This is a genomic window from Rhodococcus sp. NPDC003348, from assembly GCF_053589375.1.
In genome coordinates this window covers 54329-74837 of the sequence record NZ_JBSFRT010000020.1, presented here as the reverse complement: position 1 = coordinate 74837, position 20509 = coordinate 54329, and the positions used below count along the sequence as shown (strand labels likewise).

Below are 20509 nucleotides of genomic sequence, written 5' to 3'. Positions count from 1 at the left end.
TCTCATTGCTTGCCCCGCCAGGGGACCGCGCGCCGTTCGACGACACGGAGCAGGGCGTCGATGGCGAGCCCGGACAGGCCGATGGCGAAGATCCCCACCAGCACGACCGGGGTGTTGTTGTAGTTCGAGGCGTCCTTGACCATGCCGCCGACACCGGGCAGGCCGTTGAACAGTTCCGCGGCCACCACCGACGAGTAGGCGATGCCGACGGCGAGCCGGATGCCGGTGAGGGTTTCGGGCAGGGCGGCGGGCAGCACCACGTCCCGCACCGTCTGCGGCCGGGACGCGCCGAGCGCTCGGGCCGCCTCGACCAACCCGACGGGCGTGGCGAGCACGGCGGTGGTGGTGGCGACGGCGGTCGGGGGCAGTGCGGCGAGCGCGAGCAGCGCGATCTTCGGCGCCTCGTCGATGCCGAGCCAGATGACGAGCAGGAACAGGTAGGCCAGTGGCGGCAGGGCCCGCAGGAACGTCAGCCAGGGTTCGAGGACGCGCCGCAACCAGCCGACGGTGCCCATCGCCAGCCCCAGCGCGACCCCGCCGACGACGCCGATCACCACACCGGCGGCCACCCGGCGCAGTGTCATGTAGACGTGCTCCCACAGCAGGTGGCCCTGGTAGCCGCGGACGCCGTCGTGCGTGGTGGAGGCGTCGACGGCGGCCCGCCACACCGTGGCCGGGTAGGGGACGAACACCTCGCTCCACCACCCGCTCGCCGCGGCGACCTGCCACACAGCGAGGAAGACGAGAACCGACACCAGCGGCAGCCCGAAGGTGCGGGCCAGGCGCAGGCCGGGCCGGCGGGAGGGGCCGGGTTCACGGAGTCGAGGCGCTGCGGTGTCCGGCGCGCCCCGATCGAGCGTCGCGGACATGGTGGGCATTCGACCCCGGCCGAATCGGTGACGCCAGGGTTCGAATCCGAGGTGAGCGCAATGGTTGCCGGGGGTGGCCGGACGCGACGAAAATGAGGGCCACAAACGCGCCTTGTGGCCCCTCAAGGAAGGGTGCCCTAGCGAAGAACGGCGCGAGGGCGGAGTATCGACAATCGAGGGTCCGGTAGAGGTCCTGCACACATGGGTTAGGTACGGCTCAGTAAACTGGGTGGGCACCGGTTCGTCCCACGGCGCACGCTCCGCGATACGGCCCGCACACCGAACCGTCCGTCCGCTAGTCGAAAAGGTAGTTCTTTCGAGATGACTGACCAGAATCGTCCGCTCCGGGTGGCCATCGTCGGCGCCGGTCCGGCCGGCATCTACGCCGCCGACGCCCTCATGAAGTCCGACACCGCCGCCGGTCGCGGCGTCAGCATCGACCTTTACGAGCGCATGCCGGCTCCCTTCGGACTCATCCGCTACGGCGTCGCCCCCGACCACCCCCGCATCAAGGGCATCATCACCGCCCTGCACAAGGTGCTCGACAAGCCGCAGGTCCGTCTGCTGGGCAACATCGACTACGGCACCGACATCACCCTCGACGACCTGCGCACCTTCTACGACGCGGTCATCTTCTCCACCGGCGCCAATGCCGACCGCGCCCTGAACATCCCGGGCATCGACCTCGACGGCAGCTACGGCGCCGCCGACTTCGTGTCCTGGTACGACGGCCACCCCGACGTCCCGCGGACCTGGCCCCTCGAGGCCGAGAAGGTCGCCGTTCTCGGCGTCGGCAACGTCGCCCTCGACATCGCGCGCGTGCTCGCCAAGACCGGCGACGAACTGCTCCCCACCGAGATCCCGGCCAACGTCTACGAGGGCCTCAAGGCCAACAAGGCCGTCGAGGTCCACGTCTTCGGTCGCCGCGGTCCCGCCCAGGCCAAGTTCACGCCCCTCGAACTGCGCGAACTCGACCACTCCCCCAACATCGAGGTCATCGTCGATCCCGAGGACATCGACTACGACGAGGGCTCCGAGGCCGCCCGCCGCGCGTCCAAGCAGGTCGACATGGTCGCCAACACCCTGCAGGACTGGGCGATCCGCGACGTCGGCGACCGCCCGCACAAGCTGTTCCTGCACTTCTTCGAGTCCCCGCACGAGGTTCTCGGCGAGGACGGCAAGGTCGTCGGCCTGCGCACCGAGCGCACCGAACTGGACGGCACCGGCAATGTCCGCGGCACCGGCAAGTTCAACGACTGGGACGTGACCGCCGTCTACCGCGCGGTCGGCTACCTGTCGCAGAACATCGCCAAGCTGCCGTTCGACGACCAGGCCGGCACCATCCCCAACGAGGCGGGCCGCGTCATCGACGAGGACGGTAAGCACATCGCCGGCACCTACGTCACCGGCTGGATCAAGCGCGGGCCGGTCGGCCTCATCGGCCACACCAAGGGCGACGCCAACGAGACGGTCGCGAACCTCCTCGCCGACGCCCCGTCCTTCGCCGGCGCCGCCAGCCCCGACGAGAGCGCCGTCATCGAGTTCCTCGACGCCAAGAAGCTGCCGTACACCACCTGGGACGGCTGGTACCGGCTCGACGCCCACGAGCGCAGCCTCGGCGAGCCGCACGGCCGCGAGCGCATCAAGGTCGTCGAACGCGAGGACATGCTCCGCGCGTCCCAGCAGTAGTCCACACCTTCACGAGCGTGGCGTCCGGGTACCCGGGCGCCACGCTCGTGTGATCGGCAAGGCATTCTTCACCTGTGTTTGACGCCCACGTGCACATCATCGACCCGCGGTTCCCGCTCGTCGAGAATCACGGCTACCTGCCGGAGCCGTTCACCATCGCCGACTACCGCGCCCGGGTCGCCGGCTTCGGGGTGGACGGCGGCGCGGTCGTGACGGCGTCGTACCAGGGCACCGACCAGGACTACCTGATCGCGGCGTTGCAGGAACTCGGTCCCGGCTGGGTCGGCGTCACGCATCTCGAACCGGACGCCACCGACGAGGACATCCTCGCGCTCGACCGGGCGGGGGTCCGGGCGGTGCGGTTCAACCTGCGGCGCAGCGCCACCGACGTGAAACTGCTGACCACCCAGGCGCTTCGGGCCTGGGAGCTGGTCGGCTGGCACGCCGAGTTCTACGTGGACGCCTCGCTGCTGCTGTCGCTGGAGCCGGTGTTCAAGAAGCTGCCCGCCGTCAGCATCGACCACCTCGGCATGTCGACCCGAGGGCTGCCGTACCTGCTCAACCTCGTCGACCGCGGGGCAAAGGTGAAGGCCACCGGTTTCGGCCGCGCCACCATCGACGACGTCGGCGACGCGCTGCGCCGCATCCACGCCGTCAACCCGACCGCGCTGATGTTCGGCACCGACCTGCCCGGTACCCGCGCCCGTCGCGCGTTCGAACGCAATGACCTCGAGATCATCACCGAGGCCGTGGGCGACGGTCTCGACGCGGTCCTCGGCGGCAACGCCCGCACGTTCTACCGCATCTGAGGCGATCAGCCCGCAGCGAGATGCGGCGGGAACCCGCCGGTCGCGATCGGCCCCCATCGGGTGATCGTCAGACGCACGAGCGACTTGCCCTGACGCGTCATCGCCTCGCGGTACTCGTCCCAGTCCGGGTGCTCACCGGCGATCGACCGGTAGTACTCCACCAGCGGTTCGACCGAGTCGGGCAGATCGACGACCTCGGCGGTGCCGTCGACCTGAATCCACGCGTCGTCGAAATCGGCTCCGAGCGAGATCAGGGACGCCGCCGGCCGGCGCCGCAGGTTCACCGCCTTCGCACGATCGGGATAGGTCGAGACGAGCACCCGGCCCGCGGCATCGACGCCGTAGGTGACGGGGCTCAGTTGCGGTGAGCCGTCGGCACGTGTCGTCAGCAGCACCGCGTTGCTGCGGCCCCGCAGAAAGCCGAGCATCTCGTCACGCTCCACACGCGTCGTCGTCGCGACCCTGCGGGCCATCGAGTGCCTCCTGAGGGCTCGGTTGATTAGTTGGCACCTGCGGTACCAGTATCGCGGACGCCGCGGTCTCGTGCCGACGGATGTCGGCGACACATCGCCCCGCCGACGATGGCCGAACTTCGGAACGCCGATGCATCCCACCGCATTCGGCGACACCTCACACCAGGATCACCGCGCCGAGCCACACCCCGGCCGCCAGCAGCGCGCCAAGCAGTTCGACAAGGATCGACAGTCCCACGGCCTTGGTCGCGTGCACGGTCGAACGCCAGGCGTCGGCGTGCGTGCGGTGCCGCTGCGCCTCGGACAGGTAGGTGCCGAGCAGGAACCCGAGCAGCAGACCGATCACCGGGACGACGAAGAACCCGACGATGCCGACGAGCGCACCGATCACCAGCGACCGGTTCGGCACCCCGGCGTCGCGCATCCGGCGCCCGGGCCACGTGTACTTGACCACGCCGGAGACAACGAGAAGCAGCGCGGCGACACAGAACACGATCCACCCGGTGGCGGTGCCAACGGCGATCGCCCACACCGCGATCGCGCCGAGTACCAGCAGCGCCCCGGGAAGGATCGGCAGCACGATGCCCACCAGCCCGACCACGATCGCCAGTCCGACCAGGATCTCTCCGCCCACGCTCACGGGCGTCACTGTGCCACACCGCGATCCGGCCGCATCGGACGACGGCCGGTGGGGCCACGCCACAATGACGCCCATGGAAATCGGGATCGACACCACCCTGACGCTGCTGGCCGCCGGGCTGATCTTCCTGTGGGCACTCGGGCTCGGGGTGTGGAAGTACCGGCAGATGGCGACGTCGCCATCGCATCTCGCGCACCCGTACGTCGACATCGCGCACCGGGCGGCGCTGCTGTACTCGTTCGCGACCCTGCTGATCGCGGTGTTCGTCGAACTCAGCGCGTGGGCGACGTGGGTGAACCTGACGGCCGCCGCAGTGCTGGTCTTCTTCTTCGTGACCGCGATCGGCAGCTATGTCCTGCACGGCGTCCGGCGCGACACCGACAACCAGTTCGCGCACGCCGGCGCACCACTACACCTGGCGATGGGGGCGCTGATCGTCGGCGAGGTCGGCGGATTCGCCGTCCTGCTTGCGGGTTTCGTCGCCGGGCAGGTATAGGCGACTGCCGCCTTGTCGGTGGCCGGGGCCACCGGAACGGTGCACGGCCCGTCAGGACTCCTGGTGCAGCGACAGCACGTTGCCGTGCGGGTCGCGGAACCAGGCGATGCGGGTGCCGTCGGGGGCCCGCCACGCGGCGTGCGCGTCCTGGTCCATGCCCAGGTAGTCGACGAACTCGATGCCCCGGCTGCGCAGGTCGTCGACGGTGGCGTCGAGGTCCTCGCACTGCCAGCCGAGCACCGTGTACCCGATGTCGGGCGTCGACTGCACCAGCGTCACGCGCAGCGGCACACCACCCCCACCGTCGAGGACGAGCGCGAACGGTGTCCGCTCCCGCAGGGTCAGGCCCAGGGTTTCGACGTAGAACATCGCCGAGACGTCGAGGTCGGTGCTGGGCACGAAGGCCACGAGGGAACCGGGAAACGTCATGGATTCACTGTGCGCCCCCCGCCCGGTGAGGGCAAGCATCGCATCAGGGGTGACCCCGGGCACACCTCGCGCCCGCCACGCGTTAACTTAGCGGGAGTTAAGCACGGTAGGACGCCCCGACGAATCTAGGAGAATCGTGACCGCAGAGAACCACACCAGCAAGAGCGGCCCGCTCGCCGGAATCCGGGTCGTCGAGTTCGCGGGCCTCGGGCCGGGACCGCACGCGGCGACCCTGCTCGCCGACCTCGGCGCCGACGTCGTGTGCGTCCAGCGACCGGGACAGATTCCGCCCGCGGGCGGCCGCCGCAGCCAGATCCAGCGTGGTCGCCGGGTCGTCGAGGCGAACCTCAAGGACCCCGCCGACATCGAGAAGGTCCTCGGGCTGCTCGAGCGGGCCGACGTGCTGATCGAGGGCTTCCGTCCCGGTGTGACCGAGCGGATGGGCCTGGGCCCGGACGTCGTCCTCGAGCGCAACCCGCGGCTGGTCTACGGCCGGATGACCGGATGGGGCCAGGAGGGCCCGCTGTCGCAGGCCGCCGGCCACGACATCAACTACATCTCGTTGACCGGGGTGCTGCACGCGATCGGCCGCAACGGGGAGCGCCCGGTGCCGCCGCTGAACATGGTCGGCGACTTCGGTGGCGGCTCGATGTTCCTGGTGTTCGGCATCCTCGCCGCCCTCGTCGAGCGCCAGACCTCCGGCCAGGGCCAGGTCATCGACGCCGCGATGGTCGACGGCACCCTCGCCCTCTCGCACATGATCTGGAGCTTCCGGGGCACCGGACTGTGGTCGGACGAGCGCGGCGTGAACATGCTCGACACCGGCGCCCCCTACTACGACACCTACGAGACCGCCGACGGCAAGTACATGGCGGTCGGCGCGATCGAGCCGCAGTTCTACGCGGAACTGGTGCGGCTGCTCGAACTGGATCCCGCGTCGTTGCCCGGCCAGAACGACCGGGACGGGTGGCCGGAACTGCGGAAGGTCCTCACCGAGACGTTCCTGTCGAAGACCCGCGACGAGTGGGCGGCGATCTTCGACGGCACCGACGCCTGCACGTCCCCGGTGCTCACCTTCGCCGAGGCCCCCGACAACGCGCACATCGCCGCGCGCGGCTCCCTCGTCGAACTCGACAACGTGGTCCAGCACCGCCCGGCGCCGCGGTTCTCCCGCACCCAGCCGGGTCTGCCGACCCCGCCGGCCAGCGAGGCCACCGACGTCGACACCCTCTGGCGTTGACATGGTGCACTCACGGATGCCCGGGCGTCCGTGAGTGCACCACGGATTTCCAACCGATCTCGGCCAATCCTGTTGCGCGAATTGTGGTCTCGGCACCCTTCGGCGCACCGGACACTTCTCGGGCGTCCTCCGCAGTGACACCGCCGCGGACCCGTCTCCGGGTTCGACCCGCACCGACGCCCACGCCGCGGCGTAGTCCCCCGTGGTGGGAGCCCGCCCTTCGGCGCCTCTGACGCATCTCCCCAGCAAGACGCCGATTTCGCCACACAGCGGCGGTTCCCGCCCCAGGTGGCGACCCGCTGGGTGGGATGGCCCGGTGACCTGGCAGTTCACCCCGCCATAGCGTGAATTCGTCACGAGAACCGTGACATCCGGTCCGATTCCGGGCCCGGACGATTCACGCTCGTGGAAGGACATTGAAGTGAACGGACAGGATTCGGAACGCGACGTCACCGCCCGGTTCGACGTCGTCGTGGTCGGCGCAGGCATCGCCGGCGTGTATGCCGTGCACCGGTTCCGTCGGCAGGGCCTGACGGTCCGCGCGTTCGAGGCCGCCTCCGGCGTGGGCGGCGTCTGGTATTGGAACCGCTACCCCGGCGCGCGCTGCGACGTCGAGTCCGTCGACTACTCGTACTCGTTCTCCCCCGAACTCGAGCAGGAGTGGGACTGGAGCGAGAAGTACGCCACCCAGCCCGAGATCCTCGCCTACATCAACCACGTCGCCGACCGCTTCGACCTGCGCCGCGACATCCAGTTCGACACCCGCGTCACCTCCGCCACCCTCGACGAGGACACCCTGCGCTGGACCGTGCGCACCGACCGCGGCGACGTCGTCTCCGCGCGCTTTTTCGTCGTCGCCGCCGGACCGCTGTCGAACGCCAACACCCCCGACTTCGCCGGCCTCGACACCTTCGCCGGCGACGTCTTCCACACCGCGCAGTGGCCGCACGAGGGCGTCGACTTCACCGGTAAGCGCGTCGGTGTGATCGGCACCGGCTCGTCCGGCATCCAGTCGATCCCCCACATCGCCGAACAGGCCGAGAAGCTGTTCGTCTTCCAGCGGTCCGCGAACTACAGCGTCCCCGCCGGCAACGCCGCCCTCGACGACGCCACCCGCGCCGAGCAGAAGGCCACCTACGCCGAGCGCCGCCGTCTGTCCTGGGAATCCGGTGGCGGCTCCCCGCACCGCGCGCACCCCAAACTGACACTCGAGGCATCCGAGGAAGAGCGCCGCGCCGCCTACGAGGAGCGCTGGAAGCTCGGCGGCGTCCTCTACTCGAAGACCTTCGCCGACCAGCTCACCGACCGGGCAGCGAACGACACCGCCCGCGAGTTCTGGGAGGAGAAGGTCCGCACCGTCATCGACGACCCCGCGATCGCCGAACTGCTCATCCCGAACGATCACGCGATCGGCGCCAAGCGCATCGTCACCGACAGCGGCTACTACGAGACCTACAACCGCGACAACGTCGAACTGGTCAACCTCAAGGCCGCGCCGATCGTCGGCATGGACGAGACCGGTATCAACACCACCGCCGACCACTACGACCTCGACGCGATCGTCCTCGCCACCGGATTCGACGCCATGACCGGCTCGCTCGAGAAGCTCGACATCGTCGGCCGCGGCGGACAGAGCCTCAAGGAGAAGTGGGCCGCCGGCCCCGAGACCTACCTCGGCCTCGGCATCGACGGCTTCCCCAACTTCTTCAACCTCACCGGACCCGGCAGCCCGTCGGTGCTGGCAAACATGGTCCTGCACTCCGAACTCCACGTCGACTGGGTCGCCGACGCGATCGCCCACCTCGACGCCCGCGGCGCCACCGCCATCGAGGGCACCCCCGAAGCGGTCAGCGGCTGGGTCGAGGAATGCCGCACCCGCGCCGAGGCATCCCTGCTGAACACCGCCAACTCCTGGTACCTCGGCGCCAACATCCCCGGACGCCCAAGGGTTTTCATGCCGTTCCTCGGAGGCTTCTCCGCCTACCGCGAGATCATCGGTGAAGTCGCCGAATCCGGATACAAGGGCTTCGTGATCCACGAGTGCTGACGCTCGGCCGGCAAAAGTGTCAGCGCCCCCGTCGTCGAACGCCGACGGGGGCGCTGACACCGTCGCCGTCCTCCCGCTGGCACCCTCGCCGTCCTCCACCGACACCGAGACGCGGCGCGCACACGTGGCGGGCCACTACACGGTGCGGTATCGACGCACACCGCCCGGATGGCGGAACGCGCACCGGCCGGAGGCGGCGGTTCGACGCGACCGCAGCTGGTTCCACTCGTACTGACGCAGATCGAGGCCGTGTTCGGGCACTTCACCCGAACACGGCCTTCGCTGTTTCCCGGGGCCAGGTGGTCAGTTCCGCCCGTCGAACAGCGCGTCCGGGCGCAGCTTCTCGCTCAGCACCCGGGCGCGTTTGGACGCGAGACGCTCGAACGCCTCGGGGTGCGTCAGGATCCAGAAGTCGTCGCGGGCGATGCCGTCGAACAGCAGTTTCGCGGCCTCGTCCGGACCCATGCCCTCCCGGATCTGGTCGCGCCAGAATCCGGCGTCGGCGGCGGTCTGCTCGTGCACCGGCGCGTCCTCGAAGATCCGGGTCGCCACCTGTCCGGGGCTGAACACCGACACCGCGATCTGCGGGAACGCCTCGGCGCACTCGAGATACACGCTTTCGGTGAGCGCCTGCACGCCGTGCTTCGACGCCGCGTACGCCGTCATCCGCGGAGTGATCGCGATGCCGCCGACCGAGCACGTGTTGACGATGTGCGACGGGCGCGGGTCGGCACCCATCCGCGGCACGAACGACCGGATGCCGTGGAAGACACCGAGCAGGTTCACGTCGATCACCCGGCGCCACTCGTCGGCGGGCACCTCCCACGTGAAACCGAGCGATTCGAGACCCGCGTTGTTGAGCAGCACCGTCACCTCGCCGAATTCGGCATAGGCGGAATCGGCGAGCGCATCGACGGCGGCCGCGTGGCGCACGTCGGTCGGCACCGCGAGCACGGCGGCGCCACCGGCCCGCAGATCCGCGGCGACCGCGTCCAACCGTTCCGCCGCGACGTCGGCGAGCACCACGTTCATTCCGAGCGAGGCCGCATGCCGCGCCGCGCTCTCCCCGATCCCGCTGCCGGCACCGGTCACGACCGCCGTACGGCCCCGCAGATCCTCGAGCCTCACAGGTCTCCTCCTACTTCACGCAGTGGCCGGCATCGACCGGCAGCGTGACTCCGGTGATGTAGCGGGACTCGTCGGATGCGAGGAACAGGCTCGCGTTGGCGATGTCCTCGGGTTCGATCATTGCGACCGGCAGCAGGTGCATCGACTGCGTTCCCGCCTCGAACTGTTCCTGCGTCGGTTCCTCGACGCCCGGGCAGAAAGTCCGCATCGTGGACGGGTTCTGGATCATCGGGGTCCGCGTGTTCGCCGGGTGGATCGTGTTGACCCTCACGCTGTGCGGCGCGAGCTCGTTCGCGAGCGACTTCATCAACCCGACCACACCGTGCTTGGCGGCGGTGTAGTGCCCGACGCTGACCAGCCCGCGCAGACCCGCGATGGAACTGATCAGCACGATCGAGCCGCCGCGACCGCCGTCGACGATGTGCGGAATGCCGGCCTTGCAGGTGCGCCACACGCCGGTGAGGTTGACGTCGAGCATGGTCTGCCAGCGCTCGGACCCCATCTCCACGGCGGGCCCCGACGAGCTGATGCCTGCGGTCGCGCAGATGACGTCCAGACGCCCGAGCGCCTCGACGCCCTCCGACACCGCGGCGTCGAGCGCCTGCTGGTCCCGGACGTCGGCCTCGAACGCGCAGATCTTGCGGCCGAGCGCCTCGACCTGACGCACCGTCTCCGCGAGGTCCTCCGGCGACGCACCCGGGGTCGTCGAGTGTTCGACGGGCGCGCACACGTCGACGGCGATGACGTCGGCGCCCTCCTGGGCGAACCGCACCGCCTGTGCGCGGCCCATCCCCCGTGCCGCACCGGTGATCAGCGCGACCTTGCCTTCGAGACGTCCGCTCATCACGCCACCTTCTGGGTCTGACCGGCGTCGATGACCATCTGCAGGCCTGTGACGTACCGGGATTCGTCCGATGCCAGGAACAGCACCGCATTGCTCACGTCGATCGACTCCACCCACGGCACGGGCAGCAGCATCCGCTGCGAGAGCACCTCGGCGACGTCGGCCTCGGTGGGGTTCTCGAGGTCCGGCCGCAGACGGGCGAACGTCGTCGGGTTGATCGTCATCGGCGTCGCGACGGCACCGGGATGGATCGTGTTGACGCGGATCGACCGCTTGCCCAACTCGTTCGCGAGCGTCTTCGCCAGTCCGGTGATCGCATGCTTGGCCGCGGAGTAGTGCGACGCGCCGGGAACCGCCTTGATCGCCGCCGTGGAACTGACGATGACCACCGATCCTCCCGCCGGATTCAGTTCCGCGACACCCGCCTTGACGGTGTGCCACGTTCCGGTGACGTTCACGTCGATCGACCGGTTCCAGACGCCTTCGTCAATCGTCCACGACGGCCCGGGGTTGTCACAGATGCCGGCGTTGGCGACGACGACGTCGAGCGGACCGAGTTCACGCACCCCCGCCTGCACCGCCGAGGTGAGCGCGTCGAGGTCGCGGATGTCGGCGGTGCCGACGACCGCGCGCCGCCCCAGTTCCTCCACCAGGCGGGCCGTCTCGGCCAGATCGGCCTCGGACTGCCGCCCGGGCAGGTCCAGCGCGAGAATGTCCGCGCCTTCCTCAGCGAGACGGACCGCGTGTGTGCGGCCCATCCCCTTCCCCGCGCCCGTGACGAGCACAACCTTGCCGGACATTCGTGTCATGGTCACTCCCTTCGCCGAGTCGCGACGCTGCCACCGCATCGGGGGCGGCGGCAGGGGGTCCTCCCGCGTGATGGGAGGCCCGACCCTGGTGTCGCGGACCGGCCCGCGACTCCCTGCTCGCCATACCGACCTGCACTTCGCCGACGATGCCGGGGCCGTTCCATCCAGCGGGAGAACCCCCTTCCGCCCGACAACGCCGCCGAGTTCTATGAGGCGGATCACAGGACAGCCCCCTGATGGCACGGAGGACCCCCATGTCACTCGACACCACTTCCACGAACGGCTCGGCCGACCAGAACGAGATCCGCGAGATCGAGGCCGCGGCCGCCCCCGCGCGGTTCGCCCGCGGTTGGCACTGCATCGGACTCCTCCGGGACTTCCAGGACGGGAAGCCTCATCCGATCGAGGCCTTCGGCACCAAGCTCGTCGTGTTCGCCGACAGCAACGGCAAGCTCAACGTCCTCGACGCGTACTGCCGGCACATGGGTGGCGATCTGAGCCGGGGCGAGGTCAAGGGCGACTCGATCGCGTGCCCGTTCCACGACTGGCGCTGGGGCGGTAACGGCAAGTGCACGGACATCCCGTATGCCCGCCGCGTGCCCCCGCTGGCGAGGACCCGTGCGTGGACGACGCTGGAGCGCAACGGCCAGCTGTACGTGTGGAACGACCCGCAGGGCAACCCCCCGCCTGCCGACGTGACGATTCCCGAGATCGCAGGCTACGGAAGCGACGAGTGGACGGACTGGAGCTGGAAGACCCTGCGCATCAAGGGTTCGCACTGCCGCGAGATCGTGGACAACGTCGTGGACATGGCGCACTTCTTCTACATCCACTACTCGTTCCCGCGCTACTTCAAGAACGTCTTCGAGGGCCACACCGCGACCCAGTACATGCACTCGACCGGTCGCGAGGACGTCATCTCCGGCACCAACTACGACGACCCGAACGCCGAGCTGCGCTCGGAGGCAACGTACTTCGGCCCCTCGTACATGATCGACTGGCTCGAATCGGACGCGAACGGCGTGACCATCGAGACGGTCCTCATCAACTGCCACTACCCGGTGTCGAACAACGAGTTCGTGCTGCAGTACGGCGCGATCGTCAAGAAGCTGCCGGGCCTGTCGGATGAGGAGGCGGCCGGTATGGCCGCGCAGTTTGCCGAGGGCGTGGAGATGGGCTTCGAGCAGGATGTCGAGATCTGGAAGAACAAGGCCCCCATCGACAACCCGCTGCTGTCCGAGGAGGACGGCCCGGTGTACCAGCTGCGCCGCTGGTACCAGCAGTTCTACACGGACGTCGAGAACGTCACCGAGGACATGACCAAGCGTTTCGAGTTCGAAATCGATACCACCCGGGCGATCGCGAGTTGGCAGAAGGAAGTCACGGAGAACCTCGCGAAGCAGGCCGAAGGTTCCGCGGCGACCTCTTGACCAACGACCGCAGCAGCACACATTCAGAAGGAATCACAGCATGAGCTACGAAGTACTGGCCCGCATCGAGGCGGCCGCCGACGACATCTTCGTCGAGGGTGTCGAGGCCGAGCGCATCGGCAAGGTCGCCGACGCGACCGCCAAGCGCATGAAGGAGGCCGGCTCGATCCGGATGCTCCAGCCCAAGGAGCACGGCGGCCTCGAGGTCCACCCCCGCGAGTTTGCAGAAACCGTCATGCGGATGGCGTCGCTGAACCCGTCGGCCGGCTGGGTGCACGGCATCGTCGGTGTGCACCCGTGGCAGCTTGCGTTCGCCGATCCCAAGGTGCAGCAGGAAGTCTGGGGCGAGGACCAGGACACCTGGCTCGCTTCCCCGTACATGCCCGGCGGCATGTGTGTTCCCGTCGACGGCGGCTACAAGTTCTCCGGCAAGTGGTCGTTCTCCTCGGGTACCGATCACTGCGACTGGGCGTTCCTCGGCGCGATGGCGTGCAACCCGGACGGCAGCATGGAGATGCCGCCCCGCATGCTGCACGTGATCATTCCCCGCACCGACTACGAGATCATCGAGGACTCGTGGGACGTGATGGGCCTGCGTGGCACCGGGTCGAAGGACGTCGTCGTCAAGGACGCGTTCGTGCCCGATTACCGGGTCATGGACTGTGACGAGGTCATCGACGGCACCGCCGTCCGCAAGTACGGCCGCACCGAGACCGTGTACCTGATGCCGTGGTCCACCATGTTCCCGCTCGGCATCACCTCGGCCACGATCGGCATCTGTGAAGGTCTGCTGCATCACGCCAACGAGTACCAGCGTGAGCGGATCAACCCGCAGGGCACCGCCGTCAAGGACGACCCGTACACGATGTTCGCGATCGGCGAGGCCGCCGCGAAGCTGCGGTCGGCCCGGGATTCACTGCTGGCCAACGTCGATCGCATGTGGGACCTCGTCGACGCAGGGAAGACCCCGACCTTTGAGCAGCGCGCGGCCGGCCGCGAGACCCAGGTCAACGCGGCCTGGCAGGCCGTCACCGCGATGGACCAGGTATACGCGCGCTGCGGTGGCAACGCACTGCGTATGGACAAGCCGATGCAGCGCTTCTGGCGTGACGCGCACGCCGGTCTGCACCACGCGATCCACGTCCCGGGCACCGTCTACCATGCCGCGACCCTGAGCGGCCTGGGCGTGGACCCGCAGGGTCCGCTCCGGGCGATGATCTGATCCACCGGATCCAACACAACTCGAATCAAGTACGGAGACAACGGATGACCAACCCCAATGTCGGCGGCTTCGGAACAGACGTCCGCGGCCTGGGCTACGTGAAGATCCAGACCAACGACATCGAGCGCTGGCGCACGTTCGCATTCGACGTCCTCGGCTTCGCCGAGGGCACCGGACCGGACGAGAACGCCCTGTACCTGCGCCTGGACGAGCGCAGCGCACGCATCGTGGTCGTGCCGGGGGACGACGACCGCGTCGTCACCGTCGGCTGGGAGGTTCGTGACCACGCCGCACTGGTCCGCGTCCAGGCTGCCGTCGAGGCCGCCGGCGTTGCGGTCAAGCCGCTCTCGGTCGAGGAGGCGGACGCCCGCCGCGTCGAGGAGGTCGTGACCTTCGAAGACCCCAGTGGCGCAACGCTCGAGGTCTTCCACGGCCCCGTCCTCGATCACAGTCCGGTCGTCACCCCGTTCGGCGCGAAGTTCGTGACGGGGGCGCAGGGTCTCGGCCACGTCGTGCTGCCGGTGACCGATGTGAACGGCACGTTCGAGTTCTACACCGAGGTCCTGGGCTTCCTGCCGCGCGGCGCGTTCCGTCTGCCGGCTCCCCCGGAGTTCGGCCCGGTGCGCCTGCGCTTCCTCGGCGTGAACCAGCGTCATCACAGCCTCGCGCTGATCCCGGCACCGCACGGTGGCGCCCCCGGCCTGATCCACCTCATGGTGGAGGTCGACACGCTCGACGCCGTCGGCCAGGCACTCGATCGTGTCGTGAAGGACGGCTTCTCGGTGTCGTCGACGCTGGGCCGCCACACGAACGACAAGATGGTGTCCTTCTACGTCCGCGCACCCGGCGGCTGGGACATCGAGTTCGGCACCGACGGCAAGTTGGTCGACGAGACCTTCTACACGGCCGAGGAGATCACCGCCGACAGCTACTGGGGCCACGACTGGTCCGGCAGCGAACCGCTCGCCGCGATGTAGCGAACCGCATCCACAACCGCACTCTCTCCCACCAGGGGGAACCCCCCGTCCTGCCGCGGACGGAGGGTTCCCCCTTTCGGCATTTCCCGAGCGCAGGTGATCCACTTCACAAATCGTCGAACCTGTGTCATTATTTCTAATCGAAATACCCATGTCAGGTGGGTATAGCAGCGATGTTCGACAGAAGTGAGGGAGACATCGATGACCGCAGCAACCACCGCGGACGCCACCCCGACCTCGATCCTCGAACGGGTTTCACTCGTCCTGGACACCTTCGACGGCCCCGGCCGGCTCACCCTTGCCCAAGTCGTCGAGAGGACCGGCCTGCCGCGGTCGTCGGCGCATCGAATGCTCGAACGCTTCGTCGAGATGCGGTGGCTACGCCGCGAGGGCAGCGACTACGAGCTCGGCACCCGACTGATGGAGCTCGGCTCGCTCGCGGTGCACCAGAACCGCCTGCATGCCGCGGCCAGACCCATCGTGCAGGAACTCCACCGCGTCACCGGGTACGTCGTACATCTCGGCGTCCTGGCCGGCAACGACGTGCTCTACCTCGACAAGATCGGCGGCCGACTCGCGACCGAGTTGCCGACCCGGGTCGGCAGCCGCTACCCGGCGCGCAGCTCCGCGATCGGCAAGGCCCTGCTCGCCTTCACCCCGAGCCGCACCGACGACCTCGCCGGGTTCACCCCCGAACTCCGCAAGGTTCGGGAGGTCGGTGTCGCGTACGAGGTCAGCCAGATCGCCGGCGGCATCAGCGTCATCGCCGTCCCCATCGGCCTGGCGGGGGATGTGGTCGCAGCCCTGTCGATCTGCGGCCCCTCCAGCCACCTCAAGTTCGATCACCGTCACACCGCCCCGGTTCGGATGGCCGCCAACGCGATCCTGCAGACACTCAACGGGCACAGCAGCGGCGCGGCACCGATCACGCACCGCAACCGGCTCCAGAGCCTGCCCACCGCCGCGCTCCGCCAGCGCGTGCGGTCCGCCTGACCACCCCAACCGATCGAGGAACACCATGCCGATCGACCCCGAGGTCCAGTCGATGCTCGAGATCCTCGACACCGGATTCCCGCGCGTCGAGCAGATGACCGGCTCCCAGGCGCGGGCCGCGATCCGGGCCCGTCTCCAGCCGGTCCCGAACCCCGAACCGGTGGCATCGGTCCGGAACATCGACATCGACGGACCCGCTGGGCCGATCCCGGCCCGTGTCTACCAGCCCGAAGCCGAAGCCACCGAACCGCGTCCGGTGGTCGTGTTCGCACACGGCGGCGGATTCGTCTTCTGCGACTTGGACACCCACGACGGCCTGTGTCGCGCCCTGTCGAACGGCGTGGGCGCCGTCGTGGTGTCCGTCGACTATCGCCTCGCACCGGAGCACCCGGCGCCGGCGGCACTCGAGGACGTATATGCCGCACTGATGTGGACGAAGGCGAACTGTGCGGCACTGGACGGGGATCCGTCCCGGCTGGTCGTCGCGGGCGACAGCGCCGGCGGCAACCTCGCCGCCACCGTCGCGCTGGCCGCGCGTGATCGTGGCGGTCCGGCGCTCGCCGCGCAGGCCCTGCTGTACCCGGTCATCGACGACGATTTCGACACCGACTCGTACCGCACCTATGCGGAGGCCCACTTCAACACCCGCGCGGCGATGCAGTGGTACTGGAAGCAGTACGCGCCGGGCGGCGCCGACAGCCCGCTGGTCTCCCCCGCCCGCGCCGAGACCCTCGCCGGACTGCCCCCCGCCGTCATCGTCACCGCCGGTCGCGATCCGCTCTGCTCGGAGGGCGACGCCTACGCCGCGCGGCTCACGTCAGAGGGTGTACCCACCACCCATCGTCGGTACGACGACCTGTTCCACGGGTTCATGACGGTCGCAGCACTGTCGGTCACGCAGGTGGCGCGAAAACAGTTGTGGGAGGACCTGACCGACGTGCTGGGCGCCGACGGTCGGTGATTGCCCGCCTCGAGTGGTGCTGGGCGGTCAGTTCCGCTCGCGCCGCTCGAGGCCCTGGACGAAATCCTCGACATCACGCCAGGACCCGGCCACCTCTGGGATCGGGTTGCCCAGTTCGTCACGCTCCCGCACCCGGGAGTACGTCTCGGCGGCATCGTCGATGTCGTCGAGGATCTGCCGGGCCAGGTCCATCTCCGCCTGGAAGTAGCGCTCCGCCCAGATCAGGCTCATCTTCGAGAACGCCCAGGACGGTTCACGCGTCGCGTGGTCGCCGTGCAGTTTCGCCTGCTCGCGCATCGACTCCATGTTCTCGATGTGCGACCGGACCAGAGCCTTGAGCTGCTCGGGCTCGTTCAGGTGCCCCATCCACAACCGCAGCATCAGACCGTGTTTGAGCACGGGCTGCTCCACCGGCGAATCGCGTGACCAGTTCCGCACCGCACGCGTCCCCCGTGCCGTGATGCGGTAGATCCGCCGGCCGCGCTCGCCCGGCTCCGAGACCATCTCCGACTCGACCAGACCGAGCTTCTCGAGCTTCTTCAGCTCGGCGTAGATCTGACTGATCGACGGACTCCAGTAGAAGTAGCCGATGCTCCAGTCCGCCCACTTCTTGAGGTCGTATCCGGTGAGCCCCTCGCCGTACGTCAGCATGCCGAGAACCGCCCAACTGGTGGCGGGCAGCGACGGGTAGCCGTCGTCGGCAGCCGGTGCGGCGGAATCGGTCTCGGACATGACCGAAGACTAACAGCCCAGGTCGGTGCCGCCGGCGGCTCGGCGACTTCGACCCGCTCACCGGGAGAACTTGTCCCACTCCACGGAATCGAAGGCGCGTGAATCGCCGAACTGTGACTACCGTCACGAATCGAACCAGGGAGGTCCGATCATGGAAAGCGTCCGCTGCAACAGCTGCAGCAACCGCGTCCTCGTCGAGAAGTACAGCGAGGCACACACCAGCATCCAGTGGCTCGAGGACGCTGACAGCGCGTGTCCCGAATTCGCCGAGTCACGAACCGCGAACGGGCGCGCCTGTGTCCCCACGTGCCGCAGGCTGCAGGAGACGATCGACGAACTGATCCTGTCCGGGCAGATCGGCATGTCCCTGCGCAGCTACCCGGTCCCCGGTCGCCTCGAGTGAACCGGCGAGTCCTGTTGACGCCCCTCGCGTCTCGCAAATACGCTGCCGCCTGAGCGAGCGTTCGATAAATCAGCTTGCGTCACAGCCGGGAGGCGGAACCGGTCAGAGGATCGCTTCCGTCCTGGCACAACATATCCAACCGAACCAAGCAAATGCTTGGTTCGGCGTTTTTCGGGTGTCCTAGGAGGGCAGTCATGGGAAATCGGCGTCCAGTTGTCGTCGCAGCGGTTGCTGCAGCGTCCGTTCTGACTCTCGCGGGGTGCGGCAGTGCCGACTCCGCCGAGTCCGGCGGTGCCGATCAGCCGTACCGCGTCCTCGTCACCGGCGGCATCAGCGCGCAGGGCGTGCTCGCGGCCAACGCGCAGACGTCGATCCTGGCGACCAAGGCCGGTGTCGAGGTGCAGAACCAGGCCGGCGGCATCGGCGGTCGCCAGATCGAGCTGACCGTCGTCGACGATGCCGGTGACGCCACCATCGCGGTCACCAAGGTGCGCGAGGCCATCAACAAGCAGAAGCCCGACCTGGTCCTCAACTCCGGTCCGTCCTCCGTGGGCGCCGCCGTGCTGCCGATCCTCAAGCAGAACGACATCCTCTCGTTCAACGTCGCACCCACGCCGGATTCGACGGACCCGTCGAAGTTCCCGCTCAACTTCGACCTCGCTCCCGGTGCCACCGACAACGCTCGCGGCATCGTCGGCCACGCGAAGGAGAAGGGCTACGACAACATCGGCGTCATCCACGGCAGCACCGCGTACGGCGAGCTGTTCGGCGAGGAGATGACTTCGGCGCTGGAGAAGGCGGGCCTGAAGCAGGCCGGTAACGAGGAGTACGAAGCCACCGCGCTGGACATGACCGCGCAGCTGCAGTCGCTCAAGAACGCCGGCGCCAAGGCCATCGCGCTCGACGCGTACGGCGCACCGCTGGGCTACGTCCTGCAGAGCATGCAGCGACTGGGCTGGGACGTCCCGCTGATCGGCAACACCTCGGTCTCAAGCACCAGCCTCGTCGCCAACGAGCCGCCCAACGGCGTCCTCGGCACGCCGGAGGTGAAGAACCTTGTCTCGCAGGTCTTCACGAGCACCGTCTACGACCCGGACAACGCGGCCGTGAACCAGATGGTCGACACGATGGCCTCGCTCGGCACGATCTCGTCGACCCTGATCATCGCCGACAACTACGACGCGTTCCCGCTCGTCGCCGCCGCAGCCGAGAAGGCGGGCACCACGACCGACGCCGAGAAGCTCGCCGAGGCACTCGAGACCGAAGAGGTCCAGGAGAGCGCCAAGACCGCCTTCCTGTCGCGCTACAACTTCACCGCCGACAACCACGGCCCGAACCCGGCGCAGGACGAGATGAAGTTCATCGCGCCCACCAAGGTGGTCAACGGTCAGTTCGGAAACCCGCAGGCATGAGTTCGAGGATCGTCGTTCCCCGTTCGACGCGGAAGAGGTACTCGCGGTGACGATTCTGTGGTCGGGGCTCGCCCTCGGCGCTGTCTACGTGCTCGTCGCGATCGGGTACAACATCGTGTTCGTCTCGTCGAACACGTTCAACTTCGCTCAGGCGCAGTTGATGATGGTCGGCACGTTCGTCGCATACACGGGTCTGGTGACGCTGAAACTGCCCGTCCTGGTGGTCGCCGTCATGGCCACCGTGACCGTCATGATCCTCGCGGCGATCGAGGAAGTGGTGGCGATCAGACCGGTCGCGGACCATCAGAACCAACTCGTCACGACACTGGGTGTGGCGACGCTGCTCAACGGTGCGACGCAGTTGATCTGGGGCAGTGAACCGTTGACGGTTCCGTTCTTCGGCTCCAACGACCCCATCACTCTCCTCGGTGGGCGCACCTACCCGGTCGAGATCGCCCTGCTGGTGCTGTCGATCGTGCTGGTGATCGTGCTGGGTCAGCTGAGCAAGCGGACCATGACGGGACTGGCTCTGATGGGCGTCTCGGAGGACCGCGAGGCCGCGATGCTTCGCGGTGTGAACGTGCGCCGCATCGCGATGGGCGCGTTCGCTTTCTCCGGCGCGCTCGCCGGTGTGCTGGGACTGTTCGTGGGCCCCAAGACCTTTGCGGTTGCGACGCTGGGTGCCGCGCTGGCGCTGAAGGGGTTCGTGGCACTCGCGATCGGCGGGTTCGGGTCACTGCCGGGTGCGCTGATCGGCGGCCTGACCGTGGGCCTGGTCGAGTCGTTCACGGCGCTGTGGGCGGGTAGCCAGTACAGCAACATCGCGGTGTTCCTGGTGCTGATCGTCATCCTGATGGTGAAACCGGCCGGCTTGTTCGGCACGGTGAAAGAACGGGTGGTGTAGCC

At 68.3% G+C, this 20509-nt stretch carries 21 protein-coding genes; 13 read left to right on the top strand and 8 right to left on the bottom strand.

The features are described 5' to 3' along the window. Positions 1-2: 2 nt before the first annotated feature. Entirely contained in the window at positions 3-869 is an 867-nt protein-coding gene (locus tag ACWDU4_RS15040) for an ABC transporter permease (protein WP_450114700.1), read from the bottom strand. A 321-nt stretch (positions 870-1190) separates the two neighbouring features. Here ACWDU4_RS15040 and ACWDU4_RS15035 point away from each other — a divergent pair, with 321 nt between their 5' ends. Then, entirely contained in the window at positions 1191-2558 is a 1368-nt protein-coding gene (locus ACWDU4_RS15035; RefSeq protein WP_450114699.1) for an FAD-dependent oxidoreductase, read from the top strand. Between the two features lie 74 nt (positions 2559-2632). Beyond that, the gene (locus tag ACWDU4_RS15030) at positions 2633-3367 is read left to right on the top strand and encodes an amidohydrolase family protein (protein WP_450114698.1); all 735 of its coding nucleotides are present in this window, start codon (positions 2633-2635) and stop codon (positions 3365-3367) included. A 5-nt stretch (positions 3368-3372) separates the two neighbouring features. On the opposite strand, the gene ACWDU4_RS15025 is transcribed toward ACWDU4_RS15030, so the two are convergent. Together ACWDU4_RS15025 and ACWDU4_RS15020 are read right to left on the bottom strand one after the other, a co-directional pair. Then, positions 3373-3840, bottom strand: coding sequence for a PPOX class F420-dependent oxidoreductase (locus ACWDU4_RS15025; RefSeq protein ID WP_450114697.1), 468 nt, complete (start codon positions 3838-3840; stop codon positions 3373-3375). A gap of 157 nt (positions 3841-3997) precedes the next feature. After that, entirely contained in the window at positions 3998-4480 is a 483-nt protein-coding gene (locus ACWDU4_RS15020; protein WP_450114696.1) for a DUF456 domain-containing protein, read from the bottom strand. Between the two features lie 73 nt (positions 4481-4553). Between ACWDU4_RS15020 and ACWDU4_RS15015 the strand changes: the two genes are divergently transcribed. Beyond that, positions 4554-4976 carry a hypothetical protein gene (locus ACWDU4_RS15015; protein ID WP_450114695.1) on the top strand — a complete coding sequence of 141 codons (423 nt, stop codon included), beginning with the start codon at positions 4554-4556 and terminating at the stop codon, positions 4974-4976. A gap of 51 nt (positions 4977-5027) precedes the next feature. On the opposite strand, the gene ACWDU4_RS15010 is transcribed toward ACWDU4_RS15015, so the two are convergent. Continuing rightward, entirely contained in the window at positions 5028-5405 is a 378-nt protein-coding gene (locus ACWDU4_RS15010) for a VOC family protein (RefSeq protein ID WP_450114694.1), read from the bottom strand. 136 nt (positions 5406-5541) lie between these two features. Between ACWDU4_RS15010 and ACWDU4_RS15005 the strand changes: the two genes are divergently transcribed. After that, on the top strand, positions 5542-6645 hold the full coding sequence (locus ACWDU4_RS15005) for a CaiB/BaiF CoA transferase family protein (protein ID WP_450114693.1): 1104 nt from the start codon (positions 5542-5544) through the stop codon (positions 6643-6645). A 421-nt stretch (positions 6646-7066) separates the two neighbouring features. Next, positions 7067-8692 carry a flavin-containing monooxygenase gene (locus ACWDU4_RS15000; protein ID WP_450114692.1) on the top strand — a complete coding sequence of 542 codons (1626 nt, stop codon included), beginning with the start codon at positions 7067-7069 and terminating at the stop codon, positions 8690-8692. 303 nt (positions 8693-8995) lie between these two features. Here ACWDU4_RS15000 and ACWDU4_RS14995 read toward each other — a convergent pair whose 3' ends face one another. From ACWDU4_RS14995 to ACWDU4_RS14985, 3 genes are read right to left on the bottom strand one after another with little or no spacing between them, the layout of a single operon-like run. After that, positions 8996-9820, bottom strand: coding sequence for an SDR family NAD(P)-dependent oxidoreductase (locus ACWDU4_RS14995; protein WP_450114691.1), 825 nt, complete (start codon positions 9818-9820; stop codon positions 8996-8998). A gap of 10 nt (positions 9821-9830) precedes the next feature. After that, positions 9831-10664: a mycofactocin-coupled SDR family oxidoreductase gene (locus ACWDU4_RS14990; RefSeq protein ID WP_450114690.1), complete on the bottom strand. Its 834-nt coding sequence runs from the start codon at positions 10662-10664 to the stop codon at positions 9831-9833. Further along, entirely contained in the window at positions 10664-11473 is an 810-nt protein-coding gene (locus ACWDU4_RS14985) for a mycofactocin-coupled SDR family oxidoreductase (RefSeq protein WP_450114689.1), read from the bottom strand. Before ACWDU4_RS14985 ends, ACWDU4_RS14990 begins: the two co-directional genes overlap by 1 nt. Positions 11474-11727: 254 nt before the next feature. Here ACWDU4_RS14985 and ACWDU4_RS14980 point away from each other — a divergent pair, with 254 nt between their 5' ends. From ACWDU4_RS14980 to ACWDU4_RS14960, 5 genes are all read left to right on the top strand, one after another. Next, complete coding sequence (locus ACWDU4_RS14980; protein WP_450114688.1) at positions 11728-12903, top strand: Rieske 2Fe-2S domain-containing protein; 1176 nt, start codon at positions 11728-11730, stop codon at positions 12901-12903. 40 nt (positions 12904-12943) lie between these two features. Next, positions 12944-14125, top strand: a complete 1182-nt coding sequence (locus ACWDU4_RS14975) for an acyl-CoA dehydrogenase family protein (RefSeq protein WP_450114687.1) — start codon at positions 12944-12946, stop codon at positions 14123-14125. 44 nt (positions 14126-14169) lie between these two features. After that, the gene (gene bphC, locus ACWDU4_RS14970; RefSeq protein ID WP_450114686.1) at positions 14170-15102 is read left to right on the top strand and encodes a biphenyl-2,3-diol 1,2-dioxygenase; all 933 of its coding nucleotides are present in this window, start codon (positions 14170-14172) and stop codon (positions 15100-15102) included. Between the two features lie 201 nt (positions 15103-15303). Further along, positions 15304-16095, top strand: a complete 792-nt coding sequence (locus ACWDU4_RS14965) for an IclR family transcriptional regulator (RefSeq protein WP_450114685.1) — start codon at positions 15304-15306, stop codon at positions 16093-16095. A gap of 25 nt (positions 16096-16120) precedes the next feature. Further along, positions 16121-17056 carry an alpha/beta hydrolase gene (locus ACWDU4_RS14960; protein ID WP_450114684.1) on the top strand — a complete coding sequence of 312 codons (936 nt, stop codon included), beginning with the start codon at positions 16121-16123 and terminating at the stop codon, positions 17054-17056. Positions 17057-17083: 27 nt separating this feature from the next. On the opposite strand, the gene ACWDU4_RS14955 is transcribed toward ACWDU4_RS14960, so the two are convergent. Then, on the bottom strand, positions 17084-17788 hold the full coding sequence (locus ACWDU4_RS14955; RefSeq protein ID WP_450114683.1) for a PadR family transcriptional regulator: 705 nt from the start codon (positions 17786-17788) through the stop codon (positions 17084-17086). A 151-nt stretch (positions 17789-17939) separates the two neighbouring features. Here ACWDU4_RS14955 and ACWDU4_RS14950 point away from each other — a divergent pair, with 151 nt between their 5' ends. From ACWDU4_RS14950 to ACWDU4_RS14940, 3 genes are all read left to right on the top strand, one after another. Continuing rightward, on the top strand, positions 17940-18191 hold the full coding sequence (locus tag ACWDU4_RS14950; protein ID WP_450114682.1) for a hypothetical protein: 252 nt from the start codon (positions 17940-17942) through the stop codon (positions 18189-18191). 194 nt (positions 18192-18385) lie between these two features. Further along, a complete protein-coding gene (locus tag ACWDU4_RS14945) occupies positions 18386-19603 on the top strand; it encodes an ABC transporter substrate-binding protein (RefSeq protein WP_450114681.1) in 1218 nt (405 codons plus the stop codon). 46 nt (positions 19604-19649) lie between these two features. Continuing rightward, positions 19650-20507: a branched-chain amino acid ABC transporter permease gene (locus ACWDU4_RS14940; RefSeq protein ID WP_450114680.1), complete on the top strand. Its 858-nt coding sequence runs from the start codon at positions 19650-19652 to the stop codon at positions 20505-20507. Positions 20508-20509 lie beyond the last annotated feature (2 nt).

Coding starts and splice junctions, on each gene's coding strand:
- ACWDU4_RS15040 (WP_450114700.1), bottom strand. CDS start 869: ATGTCCGCGACGCTCGATCGGGGCGCGCCGGACACCGCAGCGCCTCGA.
- ACWDU4_RS15035 (WP_450114699.1), top strand. CDS start 1,191: ATGACTGACCAGAATCGTCCGCTCCGGGTGGCCATCGTCGGCGCCGGT.
- ACWDU4_RS15025 (WP_450114697.1), bottom strand. CDS start 3,840: ATGGCCCGCAGGGTCGCGACGACGACGCGTGTGGAGCGTGACGAGATG.
- ACWDU4_RS15015 (WP_450114695.1), top strand. CDS start 4,554: ATGGAAATCGGGATCGACACCACCCTGACGCTGCTGGCCGCCGGGCTG.
- ACWDU4_RS15010 (WP_450114694.1), bottom strand. CDS start 5,405: ATGACGTTTCCCGGTTCCCTCGTGGCCTTCGTGCCCAGCACCGACCTC.
- ACWDU4_RS14990 (WP_450114690.1), bottom strand. CDS start 10,664: ATGAGCGGACGTCTCGAAGGCAAGGTCGCGCTGATCACCGGTGCGGCA.
- ACWDU4_RS14985 (WP_450114689.1), bottom strand. CDS start 11,473: ATGACACGAATGTCCGGCAAGGTTGTGCTCGTCACGGGCGCGGGGAAG.
- ACWDU4_RS14980 (WP_450114688.1), top strand. CDS start 11,728: ATGTCACTCGACACCACTTCCACGAACGGCTCGGCCGACCAGAACGAG.
- ACWDU4_RS14975 (WP_450114687.1), top strand. CDS start 12,944: ATGAGCTACGAAGTACTGGCCCGCATCGAGGCGGCCGCCGACGACATC.
- bphC (WP_450114686.1), top strand. CDS start 14,170: ATGACCAACCCCAATGTCGGCGGCTTCGGAACAGACGTCCGCGGCCTG.
- ACWDU4_RS14965 (WP_450114685.1), top strand. CDS start 15,304: ATGACCGCAGCAACCACCGCGGACGCCACCCCGACCTCGATCCTCGAA.
- ACWDU4_RS14960 (WP_450114684.1), top strand. CDS start 16,121: ATGCCGATCGACCCCGAGGTCCAGTCGATGCTCGAGATCCTCGACACC.
- ACWDU4_RS14955 (WP_450114683.1), bottom strand. CDS start 17,788: ATGTCCGAGACCGATTCCGCCGCACCGGCTGCCGACGACGGCTACCCG.
- ACWDU4_RS14950 (WP_450114682.1), top strand. CDS start 17,940: ATGGAAAGCGTCCGCTGCAACAGCTGCAGCAACCGCGTCCTCGTCGAG.
- ACWDU4_RS14945 (WP_450114681.1), top strand. CDS start 18,386: ATGGGAAATCGGCGTCCAGTTGTCGTCGCAGCGGTTGCTGCAGCGTCC.